Here is a 20005-nt window from a genome sequence, read left to right on the forward strand (position 1 = left end):
GCCCTTAAGAGCGGCTAACAAAACTCAGCAAAGCGGCCCTGGCCAGGCGTTTCGCCGCAGGCAGTACAAGTAGTACGACAAGGCGAGACAACGACGCCAGGGGAGTTGTGTTAGCCGATCTAATGACTCAGCGATCGGAGTGCTCACGGTCAAACCGCCCCTCGGCCTCGGTCAGGTGGCGCAGCAGCACGTGCGAGATCAGATTGACGCCAATACCGCCGAACACCACCGGCAGCAGGTACAGCGCAATCGTCAGCTCGGAGCTGAACCACGCGTCATCCGCCGGCGACAGGGTGCTCTTGGCCTGCGCGGCCAGTGACTGCAGCAGATACACATCCACGCCCGCGATCAGCACCAGCGCCACGCCAAACCCCAGCACCGCCCAGCGCGAGATCGACCGGGTGACCAGCAGCAGCGCATAGATACCCACCGGCAGCACCAGCGAGAACCCCACCAGCAGCCAGAACCGCAGCTCCAGAAAGACGCTGAGGCTCATGGCATATGGGCCCGGGGTGGGCGATGGGCAAGGCGGTGCATGGCGGCGTTATGACAGAGTGGCGTTGGGGCGTCGCTGCTTATTTGGCCACCTGCACCTTCACCCGTGCGTTGGGCGACTCGCCAAACATCTCGGGCGCGTACATGGCCTCGACGCGGCTGGGCGGCAGCGCAAAGTCGCCCGCGTTGTTCAGGCGCACGGTGTACTCCATCTTGACGGTGCCCTTGGGCAGGTACTCGTAGTAGCTGCGGAAGGACTCGAAGCTGCGCTCCTCGAACGCAGGCCAGCCCGCGCCGGTCTTCTTTTCGCCTTGCGTGGCGATCTCGGAGTCGCGGCCCAGGCCGCTGCCCAGGATGGTGGCGCCGCCCGGGATGGGGTCGGTGATGGCCACCCAGGTCATGTCGGCCGTGGCGTTGACCTCCAGCGTCACGCGCAGCACGTCGCCGCGTGTGTACTGGCCGGCGGGCAGCGACTTGTTGGCCTGCTCCACCGGGGTGATGGTCTTCTTGATCGCATAGCCCGCCGCGAACGGCGCCTTGAGATCGATGGCCGCCACCGACTGCAGCGTGAGCCAGGGCTTGCCCGGTCCCTGGTGCGTGACGGCCAACTGCTCCTTGCCGCCCGTCTTGCTCCAGGGCAGGAACATGCCGTTGTTCTTCAGATTGCCGGGCGATGCGGGCGCGCCAAACCAGGTGATCTGGTTGGGAGCGCCGGTGGCGTCCGATGCCTTCACGCGGTCCACCTTGCTCCAGTCCACGCTGGCGGTGTTGCCGCCCATGCTGGCCTTGGTGGTGCCCGACACGGGTGTGGCCTCGAACTTGGCGCTGAATTTTTCCAACGCCAGGCCGCCCCACAGGTTGGCCGTGGTGGTGTGCCAGGCGCCCGCCTGCTGGCGGCTGATGAAGCCGTTGGCCAGGCGGCCCATGTCGTCCTTCCAGGCCGGGTCGTCCATCACGGCCAGCATCAGGCGGGCGGTGTTCACGTCGCCGTTCTGCATCAGCCACCACCAGTAGTCGTCCTGCTCGTTGCTGAAGATGAGCTTGGTGCCCTGGAACGACAGGCGGCCGCGCAGGATCTGCATCGCCTCGGCCAGACGCTTGTCGCGCTCGGGCACATCGGCCACGCGCTTGAGCACATTCACCCAGTCGATCACCGTGTGGGTGGGCCACTGGTTGGGCGCGATGGTGATGCTGCTCACCATGCGGCCCTGAGCCTTGCCGTAGCGCGACAGCGCTTCGAGTGCGGCCACCTTGCGCATGTCCAGGTCCTTGCGCGGGCTCCAGAAGTTGCGCTGGATGCGGCCTTCCACAAACGCGATCAGGCCACGCTCCATGGGCGCGCGGGCTTCATCGGGCAGGGCAAACGCGGGGTTAATGCTGGCGGCCTCGTGCGTGGCGGCCAGCACATAGGCCGTGAGGGTGTCGCTGCCCCGGTTGGCGTCGCCGTCGCGCGGCGGGAAGTAACTGGCCAGGCCATCGCTGTCGAGGTAGGTGGGCAACTGCGCCACCACGGTCTGCCACAGCGCGCCGTCGCGCAGACCCACGGCCTTGCTGGTTTTTTGCTCCAGGCAGGCAAACGGGTAGCGCGCCCACCAGTCGCGCACGCCGGGCAGGCCTTCGGCCAGCTTGGGCTGCAGCGACATATTGAGCCCCCCTCGGCCGGGCAATGCGTCGGCGGGTGGGTTCACGTCGAGGTTGTAGCTACCGTCCACCTGCACCAGCGTGGCCTGCTGCACCGTGAGCGGCACCGCCTGCACGATGCGCTGGCGGGCCTTGAGGGCGTCGCGGGCGCCGCTGACCTGGTCCTTGGCTTCGATCTCCCACAGGATGGCCTCGGCGCGCGTTTGCGCCAGCTGCGCGGGGGCGGTCACGTCCCAGGCCACCTCGCGCGCCTCTCCGGCCGGGATGTCGATGGTCTGGGGCTTCAGCTCCAGCAGCGTGGCGCGCGGGGCCACCTCTACCTTCATGGCTGCCTTGGTGGTGTTGCGCAGCGTGATCTGCGCGCGGAACTGGTCGTCCTCGCGCACCAGCGGCGGCAGGCCGCTGATGATCTGCAGGTCTTGTGTTGCACGGATGCTGGTGCTGCCGGTGCCAAACAGCCCGGTGGATGCATCGGCCACCGCCACGATCTTGAAGGTGGTCAGTGCATCGTTGAGCGGCACGGTCACCTTGGCCTGGCCGTTGGCGTCGAGCTTGAGTGCAGGCTCCCACAGCAGCAGGGTGTCCAGCAGCTCGCGCGTGGGCGACTTGCCGCCGCCGCCGCCAGCAGGCACAGCCTTTTTGCCGTAGTGGCGCCGGCCGATAATTTCCATCTGCGCAGTCGATGTCTCCACACCCCAGCTGCGGCGCTGCAGCATGGCTTCGAGCAGGTTCCAGCTGTTGTTGGGCATCAGCTCCAGCAGCGCCTGGTCCACGGCAGCCAGCGCCACTTCGGCATTGGCGGCAGGCTTGCCACCCGGCAGGGTGGCGGTGATGGTGACCTGGGCCTTGCCGCGCACGGCGTAGCTCTCCTTGTCAGCCTGCACCTTCACGTCGATCTGGTGGGCCTGCGTGCCCACGCGGATTTCAGCCACGCCCAGGCGGTAGGCGGGCTTGGACAAGTCCACCAGCGCCGTGGGCGCTTGGTATTCCTTGCCTTCGTACCAGAACGAGTTCCACCACTCGCGCGGCGCCTTGAAGCCCCACGTGAAGAAGCTGTACCACGGCACCTCGCGCAGGCGACCGCGCAGGGCCAGCACGCTCACGTACACGTTGGGGCCCCAGTCGGGCTGCACCTTCAGGCTCACCGTGGGGTCCTGGCCGTTGAGCTGCACCACCTGCGTGTCGATGATGCCCTCGCGCTCCACCGCCACCAGGGCCGTGGCAAAGCGGAACGGCATGCGGACCTGGAACTTGGCGGTCTCGCCGGGCTGGTAGCTCTTTTTCTCGGCCAGCAGGTCGATGCGGTCGTGGTCTTCGCCGCCGAACCACAGCTCGCCCTGGCGCGTCACCCACACCGACGACGCGGCCACACTGGTGTTGCCGTCCTTGTCGGTGGCCGTGGCCACCAGTTCCACCTCGCCCGCCTCGTCGAGCTTGGCCTCGCACAGCAGCAGGCCGCGCGCGTCGCTCTTGCCGGTGCACAGCGTGCCCAGGTCCTTGGTTTCGGTCTGGTTGTCGTAGCTGTAGAAGCCGCCCACCATGCGCTTGCGCGTGGTGGTGGTGATGCGCGCCACGGCCTGCACCTGCAGCGAGGTGTCGGCCGCCGGCTTGCCGTTGTGTTGCAGCGCCAGCGCCTGGAAGCGAATCTTCTGGCGCGCAGACACCCATCCCTCGGTCTTGATGCCCGCGACCACACCGGCGGGCCACAGCGTCTGCGTGCTGCGCAGGGTCTGCACCTCGCCATTGGGGTCGGCATAGGTGGCCTCCAGCAGCAGCTCCTGCGGCTGGCGCGCCTGGGGCACGTTGTCGATGGTGACCTTGCCCGCACCGTTCTTGTCCAGCGTGAGCGGCAGCTTGTCGGCAATCACGCGCGCGTCCTGGCTGGCGGAAGCTTCCTCGTCGTCGCTGTTGGCATTGCTCTGCTCGCGCTTGCGCGGCGGGCTGAAGCGGAAGGTGTCGTAGTCGCTGAACTCCAGGGACTTGCCGCGCACCAGGGCCGACACGCGCACCGGCAGATTGGCCGCGCCGCCACCGGCCACGTAGTTGATCTGCACATCGGTGGGCACCGAGCGCACGCGCACCAGCGCCTTTTTATCGACCGGGGCAACGCGCCCTTCCAGCACGGGCAGGCGGAACTCCTCCACCCGGAACGAGCCGGACGCCAAGCTGCCGTTGACGGTGCCGTTGCCCGCCAGCTCAACCTGGTACACGCCCAGCTTGGCCGTGGGCGGAATGGCAAAGGTGCTTTGCGCACTGAGACCGCCCGTGGCCGTGCCGCGCCACGCCAGAGGCTGGGTGAACTGCTGGCCGCTGCCCAGGTGGGTGATGACCAGGGTGTCGGGGCGCGATGCGGACAGAGCAAAGCCCTGGCGTGTTTCGGCGCGCAGCAGGTGTTTCATCGACACCGTTTCACCCGCGCGGAACAGCGTGCGGTCAAAGATCGTGTGGGCACGCTCGTCCGGCGAAGGGGACCGGCTGGTGGGCACATTGAAGCGCCAGGGCTCGATGCCCCGCTGCCAGTCGCTCCAGGTGAAGGCCATGTCTTCGACACCATCCACGCCCTTGTGGCGTGCGCTCACAAAGTACGACTGACCGGCCTCCTCCTCAGAATTGGAATTGCAGCCCGGTGGCTCGGGCGAGAGCCCTTCGATGCGGGCTATGCCCTGGGCATCGGTGGTGGCGTTGGCCAGTTCGTTGCCCCGGCAGTCCGACACGCGCACTGTGGCGCCCTGTACGGGCTGGCCCTTGTCCAGCGTGGTGACCCAGGCCATGGCGTTTTCGCGGCCGAGCTTGAAATGCACCCCCAGGTTGGTCACCAGCGCCGAGGTGCGCACATACATCGTGCGGCTTTCGCCATGGCGGTCGTCCAACAGCGAGGCGCCGAGCTTTTGCGACGCGATCTCCACCACATGGAAGCCGGGCGTGAGCGGAATGCCCACCACCTCGAACGGGCGAGGGTCGTTGCTCGCGGGCTTGGGCAAGTCCAGCGTCTTGACGCCACCCTTGCCCGCCAGCAGCGACAGCATGCGCGACTGCACGTATTCCTTGTCGTCATCCAGCACCTTGGGCAGGGGGCCGGTCACGTCCTGGCGCGCCTGCTTGCGGTTCACCACATAGCTGTCGTAGCGCTGCACCTTGCGGAACCAGGCAATGATGTCCGCATCGGTGCGGGGCTTGAGCGTGCTCACCTTGCCCGCTGGCGCGCTGGCTGTGGCAGCGCCCGCCTGCAATCCCTGCACACGCAGCGCAGCCTCCACGTTGCGCAGCGTCACGGGCAGCAGCGCAGGGGGATTGCCCGACGCGGGGCCTTCGGCAAAACGCTCCACGATGCCAAACGGCGCTGCCGCAAACTTGGCCAGCGGCGGCATGCCGCCGGTGGACACCTTGAGCGGGAAGTTGTCCGCATTGCGCAGCGGGCGGCCCGAGGCGTCCTTGAAGTCCTTGGGCAGCTCGATAGTGAAGGCCGTGTTCTCGGCCAGCGGCGCATTGAACTGCAGGCTGTTGACCACGGCATCGGCCTGCGCGCCTTCTGTCCCGCCGTCGATCTGGGGCTTGAGGGTTTCCTTGGCGGACTTCAGGCGAATGGCTGCGGCCAGCTTGCGCGGCACGGGCGCATTGAACGACAGCATCATGGGGCGGATCGGCAGGCAGGCCGCCTGGGCGTTTTCACGCTCGCAGTTGAACTCGGCCGAGAACGGCTCGCGCACCTTGAAGTCGAAGCGCCGTTCCACCGTGTTGGCCACCCCGCTGGGGGTTGCCACACCCTTGCCAAACACCAGCTGCATGCGCGAGCCCGAGGTGAACCGGCGGTTGCAGGCCAGCGTGGCAAACGACAAGGGATCGCGTGCGGCGTCTTTCTCCAGGCCCAGGCCCTTGAGGATCTCGGCGCGCGGGGCCCCTTCGATCAGGCGCACGGGGATGCGCTCGCCCACGCCTTCGGCCGTGCACCACACATTGGCCTGCACGCTGGCCGTGGTGGCAGCACCATTGAGGAACAGCACAAAGAACTGCTCCTCGTCGATCTGCTCGTAGGTGCTGGGGCGGAGGTTCTGCACAAACGGCCCTCCGCTATTGAATTGATAGCTCTTGGCGCCCGTCAGCTCTGCGCCAGCGGCCGATTTGAAGCCTGGCTTGACGCTGGCGGTGCAGCGCACGCCCGGCGGCAGGTCGCGCTCGAAGTCAAACACCCACTCGCGCTCGCCGGTCCAGCGGCCCGTGCCCTTGGTCACGCTGGCGTCGCTGCAGCTCAGGCTCAGCGGCGCGGGCGCCTTGGGGTCACCAAAATTGACTGCAGCGCTATCGAACTTGGCCACCACCTGGCGCACGCGCGCCACCTCGCCCTGGGGCGAAAAGCTGGTGATCTGCAGGGCCTGCGCCCCCCAGGCCACCAGAGACAGGCTGGCGGCCAACATCCATTGTTTTGCGTTCACGCTATCCCCTCCGAAGGAACCGGCAAGCGTAACAAAGTGCCATGTCGCACGGGTGTGTGTTGCAAGCACTTACGTATCGACCGGGCCAGCGGGCATCTCCTGCGCATGACGACGTACCGATGGGGCCACGTCCTACCCGCTGCCCCTGCACAGCGTCCAAAGATAACGGCTTCGTTTTACCCCATGCACCCTCAGGAGCGCCCATGGCACGACCCCCTACCTCGCGCAGCGCGGCTCACAAATCGCCGTCTGCCCTGCCCTCTTCCACCCAGTCCGACAACTTTCGCGGCAACGCGGGCGAACTGCAGCAACAGGCTGGCGGCAAGCACCCGGTACTGACCACGCAGCAGGGCATTCCGGTCGCCGACAACCAGAACTCGCTGCGCGCGGGGCCTCGCGGCCCGGCGCTACTGGAAGACTTCATCCTGCGCGAGAAGATCACCCACTTTGACCATGAACGCATTCCCGAGCGCATCGTGCACGCCCGGGGCACAGCGGCCCATGGTTTCTTTGAACTCACGCACTCGCTCAAAAAGTACACCATCGCCAAGGTGCTGACCGAGATCGGCGTGCAGACCCCTGTATTCACCCGCTTTTCCACCGTGGCCGGTGGGGCGGGCTCGGTGGACACACCGCGCGATGTGCGCGGCTTTGCTGTCAAGTTCTACACGCCCGAAGGCAACTGGGACCTGGTGGGCAACAACATCCCCGTGTTCTTCATCCAGGACGCGATGAAGTTCCCGGACCTGGTACACGCCGTGAAGATGGAGCCTGATCGGGGTTTTCCGCAGGCTGCCAGCGCGCACGACACCTTCTGGGACTTTGTCTCGCTGATGCCCGAGAGCATGCACATGATCATGTGGGCCATGAGCGACCGCACCATCCCGCGCAGTCTGCGCATGATGGAAGGTTTTGGCGTGCACAGCTTCCGCCTGCTCAACGCGGCGGGCGAGAGCACGTTTGTGAAGTTCCACTGGCGGCCCAAGCTGGGCATCCAGTCCACCGTGTGGGATGAGGCCGTCAAGCTGCAGTCGGCCGACAACGACTACCACCGGCGCGACCTGTTTGAAGCCATCGAGGCGGGCGACTTCCCCGAGTGGGAGCTGTCGGTGCAGTTGTTCACCGAGCAGGATGCCGAGCGCTTTCCGTTCGATCACCTCGACCCCACCAAGCTCATCCCCGAAGAACTGGTGCCCCTGCAGCCGATTGGCCGCATGGTGCTCAACCGCTGGCCCGACAACTTTTTTGCAGAGACCGAGCAGGTGGCGTTCTGCCCCGCCAACGTGCCGCCCGGCATCGACTTCAGCAACGACCCGCTGCTGCAGGGCCGCCTGTTCTCGTACCTGGACACGCAGCTGTCGCGCCTGGGCGGACCCAACTTTGCGCAGATCCCCATCAACGCGCCCAAGTGCCCGTTCCACAACATGCAGCGCGACGGTCACATGCAGATGCAAGTGCAGGCGCTAAAAGGCCGCGTCAACTACGAACCCAGCAGCCTGCAAGGCGACACGCCCCGCGCCTCGCTGGCGCAAGGCTTTCGCCATGTGGCCCAGGCCGACGATGGCGTGAAGGGCCGCGTGCGCCCCGAGAGCTTTGCCGACCACTACAGCCAGGCGCGCATGTTCTACCGCAGCCAGAGCCCGCTGGAGCAGGCGCACATGGCGTCGGCGCTGGTGTTCGAGCTGTCCAAGGTGGGCACACCCCATGTGCGCGAAGCCGTGGTGGGCCATCTGCTGCATGTGGACGCCGACCTGGCCCAGCGCGTGGCCGACGGCCTGGGTCTGCAAACCCTGCCGCCGGCCCCTACCACCACCGAGCCGGTGCAGGACCTGCCCCTGTCGCCCGCGCTGCGCATCATCGACCGCATGAAGCCCACGCTGCAGGGCCGGTGCATCGGCATCCTGGTGGCCGACGGCTCCAACGGCACCTCGGTGGCCAACCTGCGCAAGGCGCTGGAGAAAGTCGGCGCCACCGTGAAGATCGTCGCACCCAAGGTGGGCGGCGCCATCCTGAAAGACGGCACGTTGCTGCCCGCAGACGGCCAACTGGCCGGCACCCCATCGGCGGTGTTTGACGCCGTGGCCTCCATCCTGTCGCCCGACATGGGCGCACAGCTGGCCAAGGAGGCGGCGGCCGTGGACTGGTTCCGCGACGCGTTTGGCCACCTCAAGGCCATTGCCGCCTGCAAGGGCACGCGGGCCATCCTGCAGGCCGGTGGCATCGAACCTGATGCAGGCGTGGTGGACCCGGCCGATGCGCAGGGCTTCGTCGCCGCCGCCCAGACACGCCAGTGGGACCGCGAGCCCCAGGTGCGCACCCTGGCCTGACCGCATCGCCCCCTTTTGTTCACCCACCCCCAAGGAGTCACCATGCCCAAAAGCCACTACGACAGCCATCAACTCGACGACCTCGTCCTGCAGATGATGGAGACCGAACTCGGCGGCGAACAGGTGTACCGCACCGCCCTCACCTGCGTCATCAACCCCGACCTGAAGAAGGAATGGGAAGGCTATCTGGAAGAAACGCTGGCGCACCAGAACGTGGTGCGCGGCATCTGCGATGCCCTGGGCCTGGACCCCGATGCGCAGTCGCCCACACGGGCCGTGGTCAAGCACATTGGCACGTCCCTGGTCCAGGCGATGCAGCTGGCCAAAAAGTCGGGCACGCCAGACGCCGCACAGCTGGTGGCCTGCGAATGTGTGGTGCATGCCGAAACCAAGGACCATGCCAACTGGGAGCTGCTGGGCCAGGTGGCCAAGGTGGCCACGGGCGATGTGGGCCACACCCTCAAAGTGGCGCACAAGGCCGTGGAAAAAGACGAGGACCACCACCTGTACCACACCAAGGGCTGGTGCCGCGAGCTGGCCATTCAGGCCCTGGGCATGCCCGCCGTGCTGCCCCCGCCTGAAGAGGTCAAAAAGGTGGAGACCGCCATCGGCGCATCGCGCGCCGAGCAGCAGCGCACGGCCATGCTGTGACCGGGTTGCGGGCTGAGCGGCAGCCTCGCGACAGGCTGCGCTCCTAAAAATATAGCTGCAAGCGCTTGATGCACTAGCGCTTGCAGCTATTTTCGTTGGAGATCGGCAAAACCCGCCCCTCACGCCGACGGCGTGGAGGTCTCCTGCGGCGGCTCGGCAACTCCAGGGGCTTCGGCCAGTATTGCCAGCCCTTTGCCGCTGCGCTTGCTGGTGTACAGCGCCCGGTCCGCCCGGTCCATGAGCGCCGGCATGGACTCCACCGCAGGGCCCTGGAACAAGGCGACCCCAATGCTCGCACCGGTCAGCACGTGTTGGCCACTGTCCAATCCGATGGGTGCCACCAGCGCTGCCAGTACCTTCTGGGCCATTTCCATAGCGGCCTCGGGGGACGCCACAGCGTTCAGCACCAGGGCAAACTCGTCGCCGCCCAGGCGGGCGGCGGTGTCATTGGCGCGCGCCAGTCCGGCCAGACGCTGCGCCACACGCACCAGCACCTGGTCGCCGCTGCCATGCCCCAGACTGTCGTTCACGGCCTTGAAGCCATCCAGATCCACCAGCAGCAACGCGCCAGCACGGTGGTCGCGGTAGGCCGTCAGCACCGCCTGCGACAAGCGGTCTTCAAACAGGCGCCGGTTGGGCAAGCCTGTCAGGCGGTCATGGCTGGCCAAGGCCAGCACCTGCTGGTGGGCGCGCACCAGCCGCGCGCTCAACAGCCCCAGCACCAGCGCAAACGCATAGGCCAGCATCACCACCAGCACGGGTGCGCGGCCTGCAGCCCCCCAGCCACCGGTGGGCACGGCGCCCAGAATCCAGCTGCCGCCCCCCGGCAAAGGCACATCGAGCGTGGCGGGCTTCTCGTCGAACAACTGGGATCGGCCGATGAACACCGCGCCCTGCGCGCCCATCGCGTCCAGCCCGCGTGCCGCCACCTGAAAGCCCATCTGGTCAGAGTTCAAGCCCACATCGGCGAACAGGGTGTCGGCATTGACGGTGAGCGACACGATGCCCCAGTAACGGGGCCCGCCCACCGGTGCGCGCCCCGGCGGATGCGCCAGAAACACCGGCGTGCGGCTGATGATGCCGAGCCCCCCTTGCACCAGAGGAATGGGGCCCGCAACAACCGTGCGGCGGGTCTGGATGGCCCGCTCCACCGCGCCGCGCTGCTGCGGGTTGTCCAGGTACCGCAGGCCAATCGCCCGCTCATTGCCCACGCGCGGGTACACGTCGCTGATGACGTTGTCGGGCGCCAGGGCCAGGTTGCGGATATTGCGCTGGTGCTCCAGCAGGCGGCCCACCACGGTGGCAAAGATGTCGGGCGACATGCTGCCTTGTGCAGCAATGAAGGCCGACACCGTTTCGGGCACCGACAGCGTGCTCTGCAATTGCCGGTCCAGGCGGTCGCGGATCTGCAGCAGATGGCTCTGCGCCTGCGCGGCAATCTCGGCACGCGCCTTGGTGTGGGAGATGTCGATGACCACCCAGGCCAGCAAGGCAGCCAGTGTGCTGCTGCACACGCCCACCGCAAGGGGCAGGTACCGGTGATGGATCCAGTTCGAAGGAAGGCGGCTGGTGGGCATGAATGAGGTCCGGGGTGGGTGCCGGATGGTGCCATGGTCTGCGCAGCCCAGCCAGCACCGAATGCGCAGTCGCCGGCCGCTGGGATGGCATCCAGGCCGGTCAGTGCAAGGACTTCACATCGGCCCCTCAGGGGCCGCACCGCCGGCGCTGCGAATCCGGGCGGGGTCAGGTGTATGACCCGCCGCCCGTTTGACAGCCCTTACTGCGCCACGAACCCGCTGGTCTTGATGATGCGCGTCCAGGCTTCGGTGTAGGCCTTTTCGCGCGTGGCCAGCTGCTGGGGCGACATGTAGCCCACTGTGAGGCCCATGGCGGTGAGGTGTTCGCGCACATCGGGCTGGGCCACGACCTTGGCCAGCGCATTCGAGAAGTCGGTGATGAACTTTTGCGGCGTGCCGGTGGGGGCGTAGATGCCGTAGTACGGCAGGTCTTCAAAGCCCTTGAGGCCCATCTCGTCGAACGTGGGCACGTCGGGCATGGAGGCCTGGCGCTTGGTGCCCAGCACACCCACCACACGCACCTTGCCGGCCTTGTGGTTCTCCATGAAGTCTTGCACCGAGGCCACGCCCGCGCTGATCTGGTTGCCCAGCATGTCGGCCATCATGGGTGCGCTGCCCCGGTAGGGTGCCGAGACCAGGTCCAGCTGGTACTTCTGTCCGATCAGCTTGACCAGGAACTCCGGCGTGGACGCCGGGGCGGGAATGCCCACGGCCCCCTTGCCGCCGCCCGAGGCCTTGACCCAACCCACGTACTCGGTGAACGACTTGGCCGGCGTGCCGCCCGACACCGCAAACGCGTTCACGAAGGTAGCAAAACCGCCCACCGCCACAAAGTCGCGCGCAGGTTCGTAGCCCGGGTTCTTCACCACCTGGGGCAGGATAGAGATGGTGTGGTCGTGCGTGAGGAACAGCGTGGTGCCGTCGGGCGCCGAGGCCTTGAGGGCCTGCGCGGCAATCTGGCCGCCCGCGCCCGGGCGGTTTTCGACCACCACGGGCTGGCCCAGCTCGTCCTTGAGCTTCTCGGACAAGGTGCGCGCAATGGCGTCCGTGCCACCGCCGGGCGGAAAGCCCACCAGCAGGCGAATGGGCTTGGCCTGCTGGGCAGACGCCAGGCCCACGGCCAGTGCGGCCCCCACAAAAGCACTGGTGCGCACAAGGCGAGACAGCAGGCTGCGGCGAGAAGTTGTCATGAAAAAGCTCCAGGGTAGAAGGTCAAGCGGCGGTGCAAGGATCAGGCCAGGCGGGCGCGGTGGCGGGCCAGCTGGGCGCGCACCTGGGCCGGGGCCGTACCACCCAGCGTGTTGCGGGCATTGAGCGAGCCGCGCAGGCTCAGGCATTCGTACACGTCCTTCTCGATCTGCGGGTGAAAGCCCTGCAACACGGTCAGGGGCAGCTCGGACAGGTCACACGCATGGGTGGTGGCCGCCTTCACGGCGTGGGCCACGGTTTCGTGCGCGTCGCGGAAGGGCAGGCCCTTTTTGACCAGGTAGTCGGCCAGGTCAGTGGCGGTGGCGTAGCCCTTGAGCGCGGCCTGCTCCATGGCCTGGGCGTTGACGGTGATGCCGCCCTCTTTCTTGCCCGTGGCAGGGTTCAGCTGGCCACCGACCATTTCGGCAAAGATGCGCAGCGTGTCCTTGAGCGTGTCCACCGTGTCGAACAGCGGCTCCTTGTCTTCTTGGTTGTCCTTGTTGTAGGCCAGGGGCTGGCCCTTCATCAGGGTGATCAGGCCCATCAGGTGGCCGACCACGCGGCCGGTCTTGCCGCGTGCGAGTTCGGGCACGTCGGGGTTCTTCTTCTGCGGCATGATCGACGAGCCCGTGGTGAAGCGGTCGGCGATCTTGATGAAGCCGAAGTTCTGGCTCATCCAGATGATGAGTTCTTCAGACAGGCGGCTCACATGCACCATGCACAGGCTGGCGGCGGCGGTGAATTCGATGGCGAAGTCGCGGTCGCTCACGGCGTCCAGGCTGTTCTGGCAGACCACGGGGGCCCCGTTCGCATCCACCATGCCCAGCGTCTTTGCGACGCGTTCGCGGTCCAGCGGGTAGGTGGTGCCGGCCAGGGCTGCGCTGCCCAGCGGCAGCACATTGGTGCGGCGGCGCACGTCGGCCATGCGCTCGGCGTCGCGCTTGAACATTTCCACATAGGCCAGCATGTGGTGGCCAAAGCTCACGGGCTGGGCCACCTGCAGGTGGGTGAAGCCGGGCAGGATCACCTCGACGTTTTGCTCGGCCACGTCCACCAGCGACACCTGCAGTTCCTTCAGCAGGTCGCCAATCAGGTCGATCTCACCGCGCAGCCACAGGCGCACGTCGGTGGCCACCTGGTCGTTGCGGCTGCGGCCGGTGTGCAGGCGCTTGCCGGCATCGCCCACCAGCTGGGTCAGGCGGGCTTCGATGTTGAGGTGCACATCTTCCAGGTCCAGCTTCCATTCGAAGGCGCCGGACTCGATCTCGGAGCTGATCTGCGCCATGCCGCGCTGGATGGAGGCGTGGTCGGAGGCAGAGATGATGCCCTGCGCGGCCAGCATCTCGGCGTGCGCCAGGCTGCCTGCAATGTCGGCCTGCCACAGGCGCTTGTCGAAGAACACGCTGGAGGTGTAGCGCTTGACCAGATCGCTCATAGGCTCGGAGAACAGGGCTGACCAGGCCTGGGCCTTGGTGTCGAGCTGGTTGTGGGATGGCGCAGCGGCCGAGCCAATGGCTTGGGAATTGGACATAAGGAGGGCAATAATCCGGTGGTTCAGACACCCGGATTGTCCGGATGCCGCAATGCAAGATACGCAAATTTTATCGACCCCGCCCCTGCCGCCAGATTCCGCCCTGCCAGACAGGCCTGCGCGCAGCGTACGGGCAGCCGCTGGAGCCGGGCCGGGCGGGCAGCCGCCACGTGGGCGGGCCCTGGTGTTCGATGCCTGCCAAGTGGGTGTGGTGCTGCGGGCCGTGCTGTTTGTGGAGGTGGTGGTCGGCGTGGGCGCCATGTATGGCGTCAGTACCCCCGTCGAATGGCTGAGTAGCCTGGCGCTGCTGACGGGCGGTGCGCTGCCGGCCACGCTGGTGTGGCTGATCACGGCCTGCAGCCTCAAGACGCTGCTGCAGCGCCTGTCCACCGCTCAGCAATATGCCGCCGGGGTGCTGCTGGGCGCCGTGGCCGGGGTCTATGCCTGCGCCATGCTGGCGCTGGTGGGCTTGTCGGCATCGCCCCCCTGGCTGGCCAGCGCCGCCACGGGCGCGTTGCTGGCGGCCATGCTGGTGGCCGCGCTGGTGCTGCGTGCCCGGGGGCGCACCCCGGCCGCCACCACGGCGCGCCTGTCAGAGCTGCAGTCGCGCATCCGCCCGCATTTCTTGTTCAACACGCTTAACAGCGCCATTGCGCTGGTGCGTGAGGAGCCCGCCAAGGCCGAGTCGCTGCTCGAAGACTTGTCGGACCTGTTCCGCGTGGCCCTCGTCGAGCAGGGCGAATCCACCACGCTGGCCGAGGAGATCACGCTGGCGCGGCGCTACCTGGGCATCGAGCAGGTGCGCTTTGGAACGCGCCTGCAAGTGCAATGGAACCTGGACCCGCGCACCGACAGCGCGCGCCTGCCCCCGCTACTGCTGCAGCCGCTGGTGGAAAACGCTGTCAAACATGGCGTGGAGCCCAGCGCCCGGGGCGGCAAGCTGCGCGTGCTGACCGAGCTGCGCGGCAACCGCGTGGTCGTGCGCATCACCAACACCCTGCCCCCCAAAGAAAGCCGAGCAGGCAAGCACGACGAGCCCAGCACCCGGGGCCATGGCATCGCACTGGCCAACGTGCGTGCGCGGCTGGCCTTGCTGCACGACGTGCAGGGCGAATTCACCGCTGGCGTGCAGGACGGGCTGTACCAGGTGCGCATCACCCTGCCCGCTGCCGACCCTACCCCTGCGTCCCGCCAGCGCACTACACCGCGCGGGCGTGGCGACCTGCGGGGCAACTCCCGCCGTGGCGTGGTCGCGCCCACCGCACCTACCCCCTCCAAACCCCATGAACATCCTGATCGTTGACGACGAAGCCCTGGCGCGCAGCCGCTTGCGCACCCTGCTGTCCGACTGCTCGGACATCCAGCGCTGCACCGTGGCCGAGGCCTCCAACGCCGCCGAGACCATGGCACTGCTGAGTCCCACGGGCGGCCGCGCGTTTGACCTGGTGCTGCTGGATATCCACATGCCCGGGCAGGATGGTCTGGCGCTGGCCCATGCACTGCAGGCCCTGCCCCAACCCCCGGCCGTGGTGTTTGTGACGGCCCATGCGGACCACGCCGTGAGCGCGTTCGAACTGGACGCCGTGGACTACCTCACAAAGCCTGTGCGCCGCGAGCGCCTGCAACAGGCCCTGGCCAAGGTGCAGCGCACCAGCCGCCCCGCCGCGCTCAGCGTCGCGCCCGGACTGCCCGAGGGCGAGACCCTGCTGATCCAGGACCGGGGCCGCACCGAACGCCTGCCCCTGGCCGAGGTGCTGTACTTCAAGGCCGAGCAGAAGTACGTGACCGTGCGCACCACCACCCGCAGCTACATCATGGACGGATCGCTGAGCGAGCTGGAAACCAAGTTTGCGCCGCGTTTTCTGCGCATCCACCGCAATGCACTGGTGGCACGCCGCGCCGTGCGCGCTTTGGAGAAGCACTACGACCCTGAAGAGGGCGAAGGCTGGGCCGTGCGGCTGCAGGGATCGACCGAGCTGCTGGCGGTGTCGCGACGGCAGGTGGCGGCCGTGCGCGAGGAACTGGCGCGCTAGTAACAGGCCCCAGCAGCCCCTCACGGGCTCTTGCATGCCCCTACAGGTTTTTTCTGGTCATTTTGGCCACCAGCGCCAATTCCATATGCCTGTGAAGCTATCAATGAGATAGCAGATCCCCTGTCACTACGGGAGTTGCGGGGCCACCAGTCGCCCCAACGCCTCCACCCCCACGGGTGGCGTCGCCAGCCAGGGCAGCACGTAGGTACGCTGCGCCAGGCCGTTGGCAATGCGTGCAGCCTGCTGTTGCTCGCCGGCCAGCCGGGCCTGCAGCAGCGGGTCGCTGGTGCCGGTGGCCGCCACGCTTTTGTTGATGACCCATGCCCAGGGCTCGATGTGGGCGCGGCGCAGGTCGTCCTGCAGCGCGGCGGCCTGGCTCACGGGCGTGACTTCAGGCAGCGTGACGATGACCACATGGGTCATGTCGGCGTCCTGCAGGCGCATCAGCGGCGTGATGATGTGTTTGGAGTTCGCGCTGCCTTCGTACTGCTGCGTCATCTGCCGGTGGTAGGCGCCGGTGGCATCCATCAGCAGCAGGCTGTGGCCCGTGGGCGCCGTGTCGAGCACCACAAAGGCGCTGCGGGCTTCGTTCACCACGCGGCTGAACGCGTGGAACACAGCCACCTCTTCGGTGCAGGGCGACTGCAGGTCTTCGAGCAGCAGGGCACGGCCCGCGTCGTCCAGCACCTTGCCGCGCGTGGCCATGATCTTGTCGATGTAGGCCTGGGTTTCAGTCTGCGGGTCGATGCGCCCCACCTTCAGCCCTGGCAGTGTGCCGTCCAGCTGGCTTTGCACATGGGCCGCCGGGTCGGTGGTGGTGAGGTGCACGCTGTGCCCCCGGCGTACCAGGCCCACGGCCAGCGCGGCGGCAATGGTGGTCTTGCCCACCCCACCCTTGCCCATCACCATGATGAGGCCGTTGCCCTTGGCGGCCAGCACGTCGGCCAGGGACGACAGGGGTTCGGCCTCTAGCGAAACACCCGCGGCCGCAGGGGGCAAGGTCCTCGGTACGTCGCCGCCACCCAGCAAGGCCCGCAACGCCGGCAAACCCACCGTGTCGAAGGGACGCAGCGGTACCTCGTCGCGCGGCAGCTGCGCAAGCGCATCCGGCATCTGGTCCACAGCCTCACGGCCGAGCGCCTCAATGGCGTCGGCAATCGCGTCCTGTCCCGGCTGGTTGGCATGGAACACGCCGTTGATGGCTAGGCGTTGGTTGGCCAGACCCAGGGAGCGCAGCTCGCGCGCAGTGCGGGCTGCCTCCTGCATCGGACGGGGGTCGGGGCGGGTGACCAGCACCACGGTGGTCAGGGCCGGGTCGCTCAGCGCGGTCAGAGCGGCGTTGAAGCGTGCCTCCTGCATCTTGAGCCCCGAGTGCGGGCCCAGGCACGACGCCCCCCGGTCGTTGCCCGCCAGAAACCCGGTCCAGGCCTTGGGTAGGCTCAGCAGGCGCAGCGTGTGGCCGGTGGGCGCGGTGTCGAACACCACATGGTCGAAACGGTGGCCCGCCGCATCGCCCTCGCTGGCCAGCAATGCCGCAAATTCGTCGAACGCCGCAATCTCGGTGGTGCAGGCACCCGAGAGCTGCTCGCGCACGGTGGCACGCTCGTCGCTGGTGGCCGTGGCCTCCAGCTGTGCCAGCACGCGCTGTCGGTAGGCCTCAGCGGCCGTGTCGGGGTCGATGTTGAGCATGTACAGCCCCGGCGCCCCCGGCACAGCTACTGGCTGGTTGGACAGCGGCACGCCCAGCATTTCATCCAGATTGGAGGCCGCATCGGTGCTGACCAGCAGCACTTGTCGGCCAGCGTCAGCGAGGGCGATGGCCGCGGCGGTGGACAGCGAGGTCTTGCCCACCCCGCCCTTGCCGGTAAAGAACAGGAAGCGCGTGGGCTGAGCGAGCAGGCCCAGGGAAACGGTGGTGGCGTGCAGTGCGGTCATGCCCCCAGCATGGCATAGCCGTCTGGCACAGCCTTGAGCCAGGTCAAGTGCGTCAGTGCGCGTGCGCCGCCCCGCTCACCAGCGTGACCACCGCCATGCCCGCAATCAGCCAGGCAATCTGGAGCACGGTTTCGCGCGCTGTCAGGCGTTTTTGCAGTTGGGGAATCAAATCGGCCAGCGCCACGTACACAAAGCTGCTCGACGCCACGGCCAGAAAGTAGGGCAAGAAGTCCTGCAACTGCCCCACCAGAAAATAGCCCACCACGCCGCCCAGCGCCGTCACCGCACCCGCCAGCGACACCTTGACCAGCGCCATGCGGCGGTTGGGGCTGGTCTGGCGCAGCACCACCAGGTCGCCCATGTGGTGGGGCACCTCATGCGCCAGCACCGACACGGCAGCGATCACGCCCAGGCGGATGTCGGCCATGAAGGCCGAGGCGATCAGGATGCCGTCGCCAAAACAATGCACGCTGTCGCCCGTGAGCACCGCCCAGCCGCCCGAGCGGGTGCCGTGGTGGTGGTGCGCATGGCCGTGGTCATGGCCGTGATCGTGATGGGCGTGGCTGTGCGGGGCAGGCCCCGCGTGGCTGTGCTCGTGCCCGTGATGCCACAGCTCGGCCTTGTCCAGCAAAAAGAAAAACACCACACCCACCAGCAAGGTGGCAAACAGGTCGTGCGCACCCGCCTGGCTCTCGAACGCCTCGGGCAGCAGGTGCATGAAGGCCGTGGCCAGCAAAGCGCCCGCCGCCAGGCTGAGCAGGTGCTGCGGGCCTACGCTATCGGCTCGCCCGCCCAGGCCCAGCCGCATGAGCAAGGCGGCCAGCCACACACTGCCAATACCAGCGGCCAGGGTGGCCAAAATGATTGCTACCAAAGTCATAGCTTGTTGCGCTTTATCTGTAAGCCTAAGAACCTGTTCAAGCTCTTTTCAGGGCCGCACAAGTACCTTGCCGGGATGGGATGCAAGGCACGGGGCGCAGTGGATAGCCCGGCTATCCACAAGTGCCGCAACGCCGCAGACCGCCCGGCAAGGCACTTGCCCGAAGGGTTGGAGTGAAATCGGGTGATTGAACGCCCCGGCTGCTTGCATGGGCACGAGCCCAAGAGCTTGAACAGGTTCTTGCGCTCATTTTTTATTCAAAATCTGCACACCCGATGCAAGATGAAAAAAGCCGCCCCGGGTCTGGGGCGGCTGCGGGTGGCCTAGCGGGCCAGGGGTCTGGACATCAGACCACGCCGTGCGTCTTGAACCAGGCCAGCGCACGCTTCCAGCCGTCTTCGGCCGCTTCCTTGCGGTAGCTGGCGCGGTAGTCGGCATGGAAGGCATGCGGTGCATCGGGGTACACCACAAATTCCGACGCCTTGGCCTGTGGCGAGCCACCGGACAAGGCAGCTTTCATCTTATCAACCGTGTCAAGGGGGATGCCGGTGTCTTTTTCGCCATACAGGCCCAGCACCGGCGCCTTGAGGATGGGCGCCAGGTCCACGGGGTGCTTGGGGGTGAGTTCGCTCGCCTGCCCCACCAGCCGCCCATACCAGGCGACGCCCGCCTTCACGGGGCCATGTGCGGCATACAGCCAGGTGATGCGCCCCCCCCAGCAAAAGCCTGTGACGCCCACCCGGGCAGCATCGCCCCCGTTGGCGGTGGCCCAGGCCACGGCGCCGTCCAAGTCGGCCATCACCTGGGCGTCGGGCACCTTGGACACCACGTCGGCCATCAGCTTGGCAATGTCGGTGTAGGTGGTGGCATCGCCCTGGCGCGCATACAGCTGCGGGGCAATGGCCAGGTAGCCCGCCTTGGCAAAACGGCGGCAGGTGTCGGCGATGTACTCGTGCACACCAAAGATCTCCTGGATCACCAGCACCACAGGCAGGCCGGTCTTGCCTGCGGGCGCCGCGCGGTAGGCCGGCACCTTGAAGCCGTTGACCGTGAAGCTCACCTCCCCCACCGTCAGGCCATCTGCCGGCGTGGCAATGGCCGTCTGCGCCATGATGGGCGCGGCCGCCGCCGCATACCCCAGACCCAGCGCCGCCTGCAGTGCAGTACGACGCGTGGCGCCCGCTTCGGTGGTGCGGCCCGGCAACAGCGCCTGGGCGTCAGCATGGAGGTCGTCATTGAACATCGGTTTCTCCAAAAAAGGGGGGGATGGGCCACGGGCCGGAAAGTGCCAGCCCCGGAGTCTATGGGGTTTGCGGA

12 protein-coding genes are annotated in these 20005 nt (G+C 67.1%); 4 read left to right on the forward strand and 8 right to left on the reverse strand.

Features of this window, described 5'->3' with window-relative positions; translation table 11 throughout:
- Positions 1-127 precede the first annotated feature (127 nt).
- Positions 128-496 (reverse strand): hypothetical protein, encoded by a 369-nt coding sequence (locus tag ASD94_RS19150; protein WP_056646370.1) that lies wholly within the window; start codon positions 494-496, stop codon positions 128-130.
- Positions 497-575: 79 nt separating this feature from the next.
- Positions 576-6548 carry an MG2 domain-containing protein gene (locus tag ASD94_RS19155; RefSeq protein ID WP_056646373.1) on the reverse strand — a complete coding sequence of 1991 codons (5973 nt, stop codon included), beginning with the start codon at positions 6546-6548 and terminating at the stop codon, positions 576-578.
- A gap of 221 nt (positions 6549-6769) precedes the next feature.
- Between ASD94_RS19155 and ASD94_RS19160 the strand changes: the two genes are divergently transcribed.
- Both ASD94_RS19160 and ASD94_RS19165 read left to right on the forward strand, forming a co-directional pair.
- Positions 6770-8893, forward strand: a complete 2124-nt coding sequence (locus ASD94_RS19160; protein ID WP_056646376.1) for a catalase — start codon at positions 6770-6772, stop codon at positions 8891-8893.
- A gap of 42 nt (positions 8894-8935) precedes the next feature.
- Complete coding sequence (locus tag ASD94_RS19165; protein ID WP_056646379.1) at positions 8936-9544, forward strand: hypothetical protein; 609 nt, start codon at positions 8936-8938, stop codon at positions 9542-9544.
- Positions 9545-9663: 119 nt separating this feature from the next.
- On the opposite strand, the gene ASD94_RS19170 is transcribed toward ASD94_RS19165, so the two are convergent.
- From ASD94_RS19170 to argH, 3 genes are all read right to left on the reverse strand, one after another.
- The gene (locus tag ASD94_RS19170; protein WP_056646382.1) at positions 9664-11121 is read right to left on the reverse strand and encodes a diguanylate cyclase domain-containing protein; all 1458 of its coding nucleotides are present in this window, start codon (positions 11119-11121) and stop codon (positions 9664-9666) included.
- Between the two features lie 200 nt (positions 11122-11321).
- Positions 11322-12311: a Bug family tripartite tricarboxylate transporter substrate binding protein gene (locus ASD94_RS19175; RefSeq protein ID WP_056646385.1), complete on the reverse strand. Its 990-nt coding sequence runs from the start codon at positions 12309-12311 to the stop codon at positions 11322-11324.
- 41 nt (positions 12312-12352) lie between these two features.
- Entirely contained in the window at positions 12353-13840 is a 1488-nt protein-coding gene (argH, locus tag ASD94_RS19180; RefSeq protein ID WP_056646388.1) for an argininosuccinate lyase, read from the reverse strand.
- A 52-nt stretch (positions 13841-13892) separates the two neighbouring features.
- On the opposite strand from argH, the gene ASD94_RS19185 reads away from it, so the two are divergent.
- Both ASD94_RS19185 and ASD94_RS19190 read left to right on the forward strand, forming a co-directional pair.
- Positions 13893-15143 (forward strand): sensor histidine kinase, encoded by a 1251-nt coding sequence (locus tag ASD94_RS19185; protein WP_056646391.1) that lies wholly within the window; start codon positions 13893-13895, stop codon positions 15141-15143.
- Positions 15124-15873 carry a LytTR family DNA-binding domain-containing protein gene (locus ASD94_RS19190; RefSeq protein ID WP_056646394.1) on the forward strand — a complete coding sequence of 250 codons (750 nt, stop codon included), beginning with the start codon at positions 15124-15126 and terminating at the stop codon, positions 15871-15873. The genes ASD94_RS19185 and ASD94_RS19190 overlap by 20 nt, the downstream gene beginning before the upstream one ends.
- A gap of 126 nt (positions 15874-15999) precedes the next feature.
- Here ASD94_RS19190 and arsA read toward each other — a convergent pair whose 3' ends face one another.
- From arsA to ASD94_RS19205, 3 genes are all read right to left on the reverse strand, one after another.
- Positions 16000-17808: an arsenical pump-driving ATPase gene (gene arsA, locus ASD94_RS19195; RefSeq protein ID WP_056646397.1), complete on the reverse strand. Its 1809-nt coding sequence runs from the start codon at positions 17806-17808 to the stop codon at positions 16000-16002.
- Between the two features lie 52 nt (positions 17809-17860).
- Positions 17861-18688: a ZIP family metal transporter gene (locus ASD94_RS19200; RefSeq protein WP_056646400.1), complete on the reverse strand. Its 828-nt coding sequence runs from the start codon at positions 18686-18688 to the stop codon at positions 17861-17863.
- Positions 18689-19034: 346 nt separating this feature from the next.
- Complete coding sequence (locus ASD94_RS19205; protein WP_056646402.1) at positions 19035-19931, reverse strand: dienelactone hydrolase family protein; 897 nt, start codon at positions 19929-19931, stop codon at positions 19035-19037.
- Positions 19932-20005: the final 74 nt, after the last annotated feature.

Origin of the sequence: Acidovorax sp. Root70, from assembly GCF_001428225.1 — a bacterium.
Lineage (GTDB): Bacteria > Pseudomonadota > Gammaproteobacteria > Burkholderiales > Burkholderiaceae_C > Acidovorax.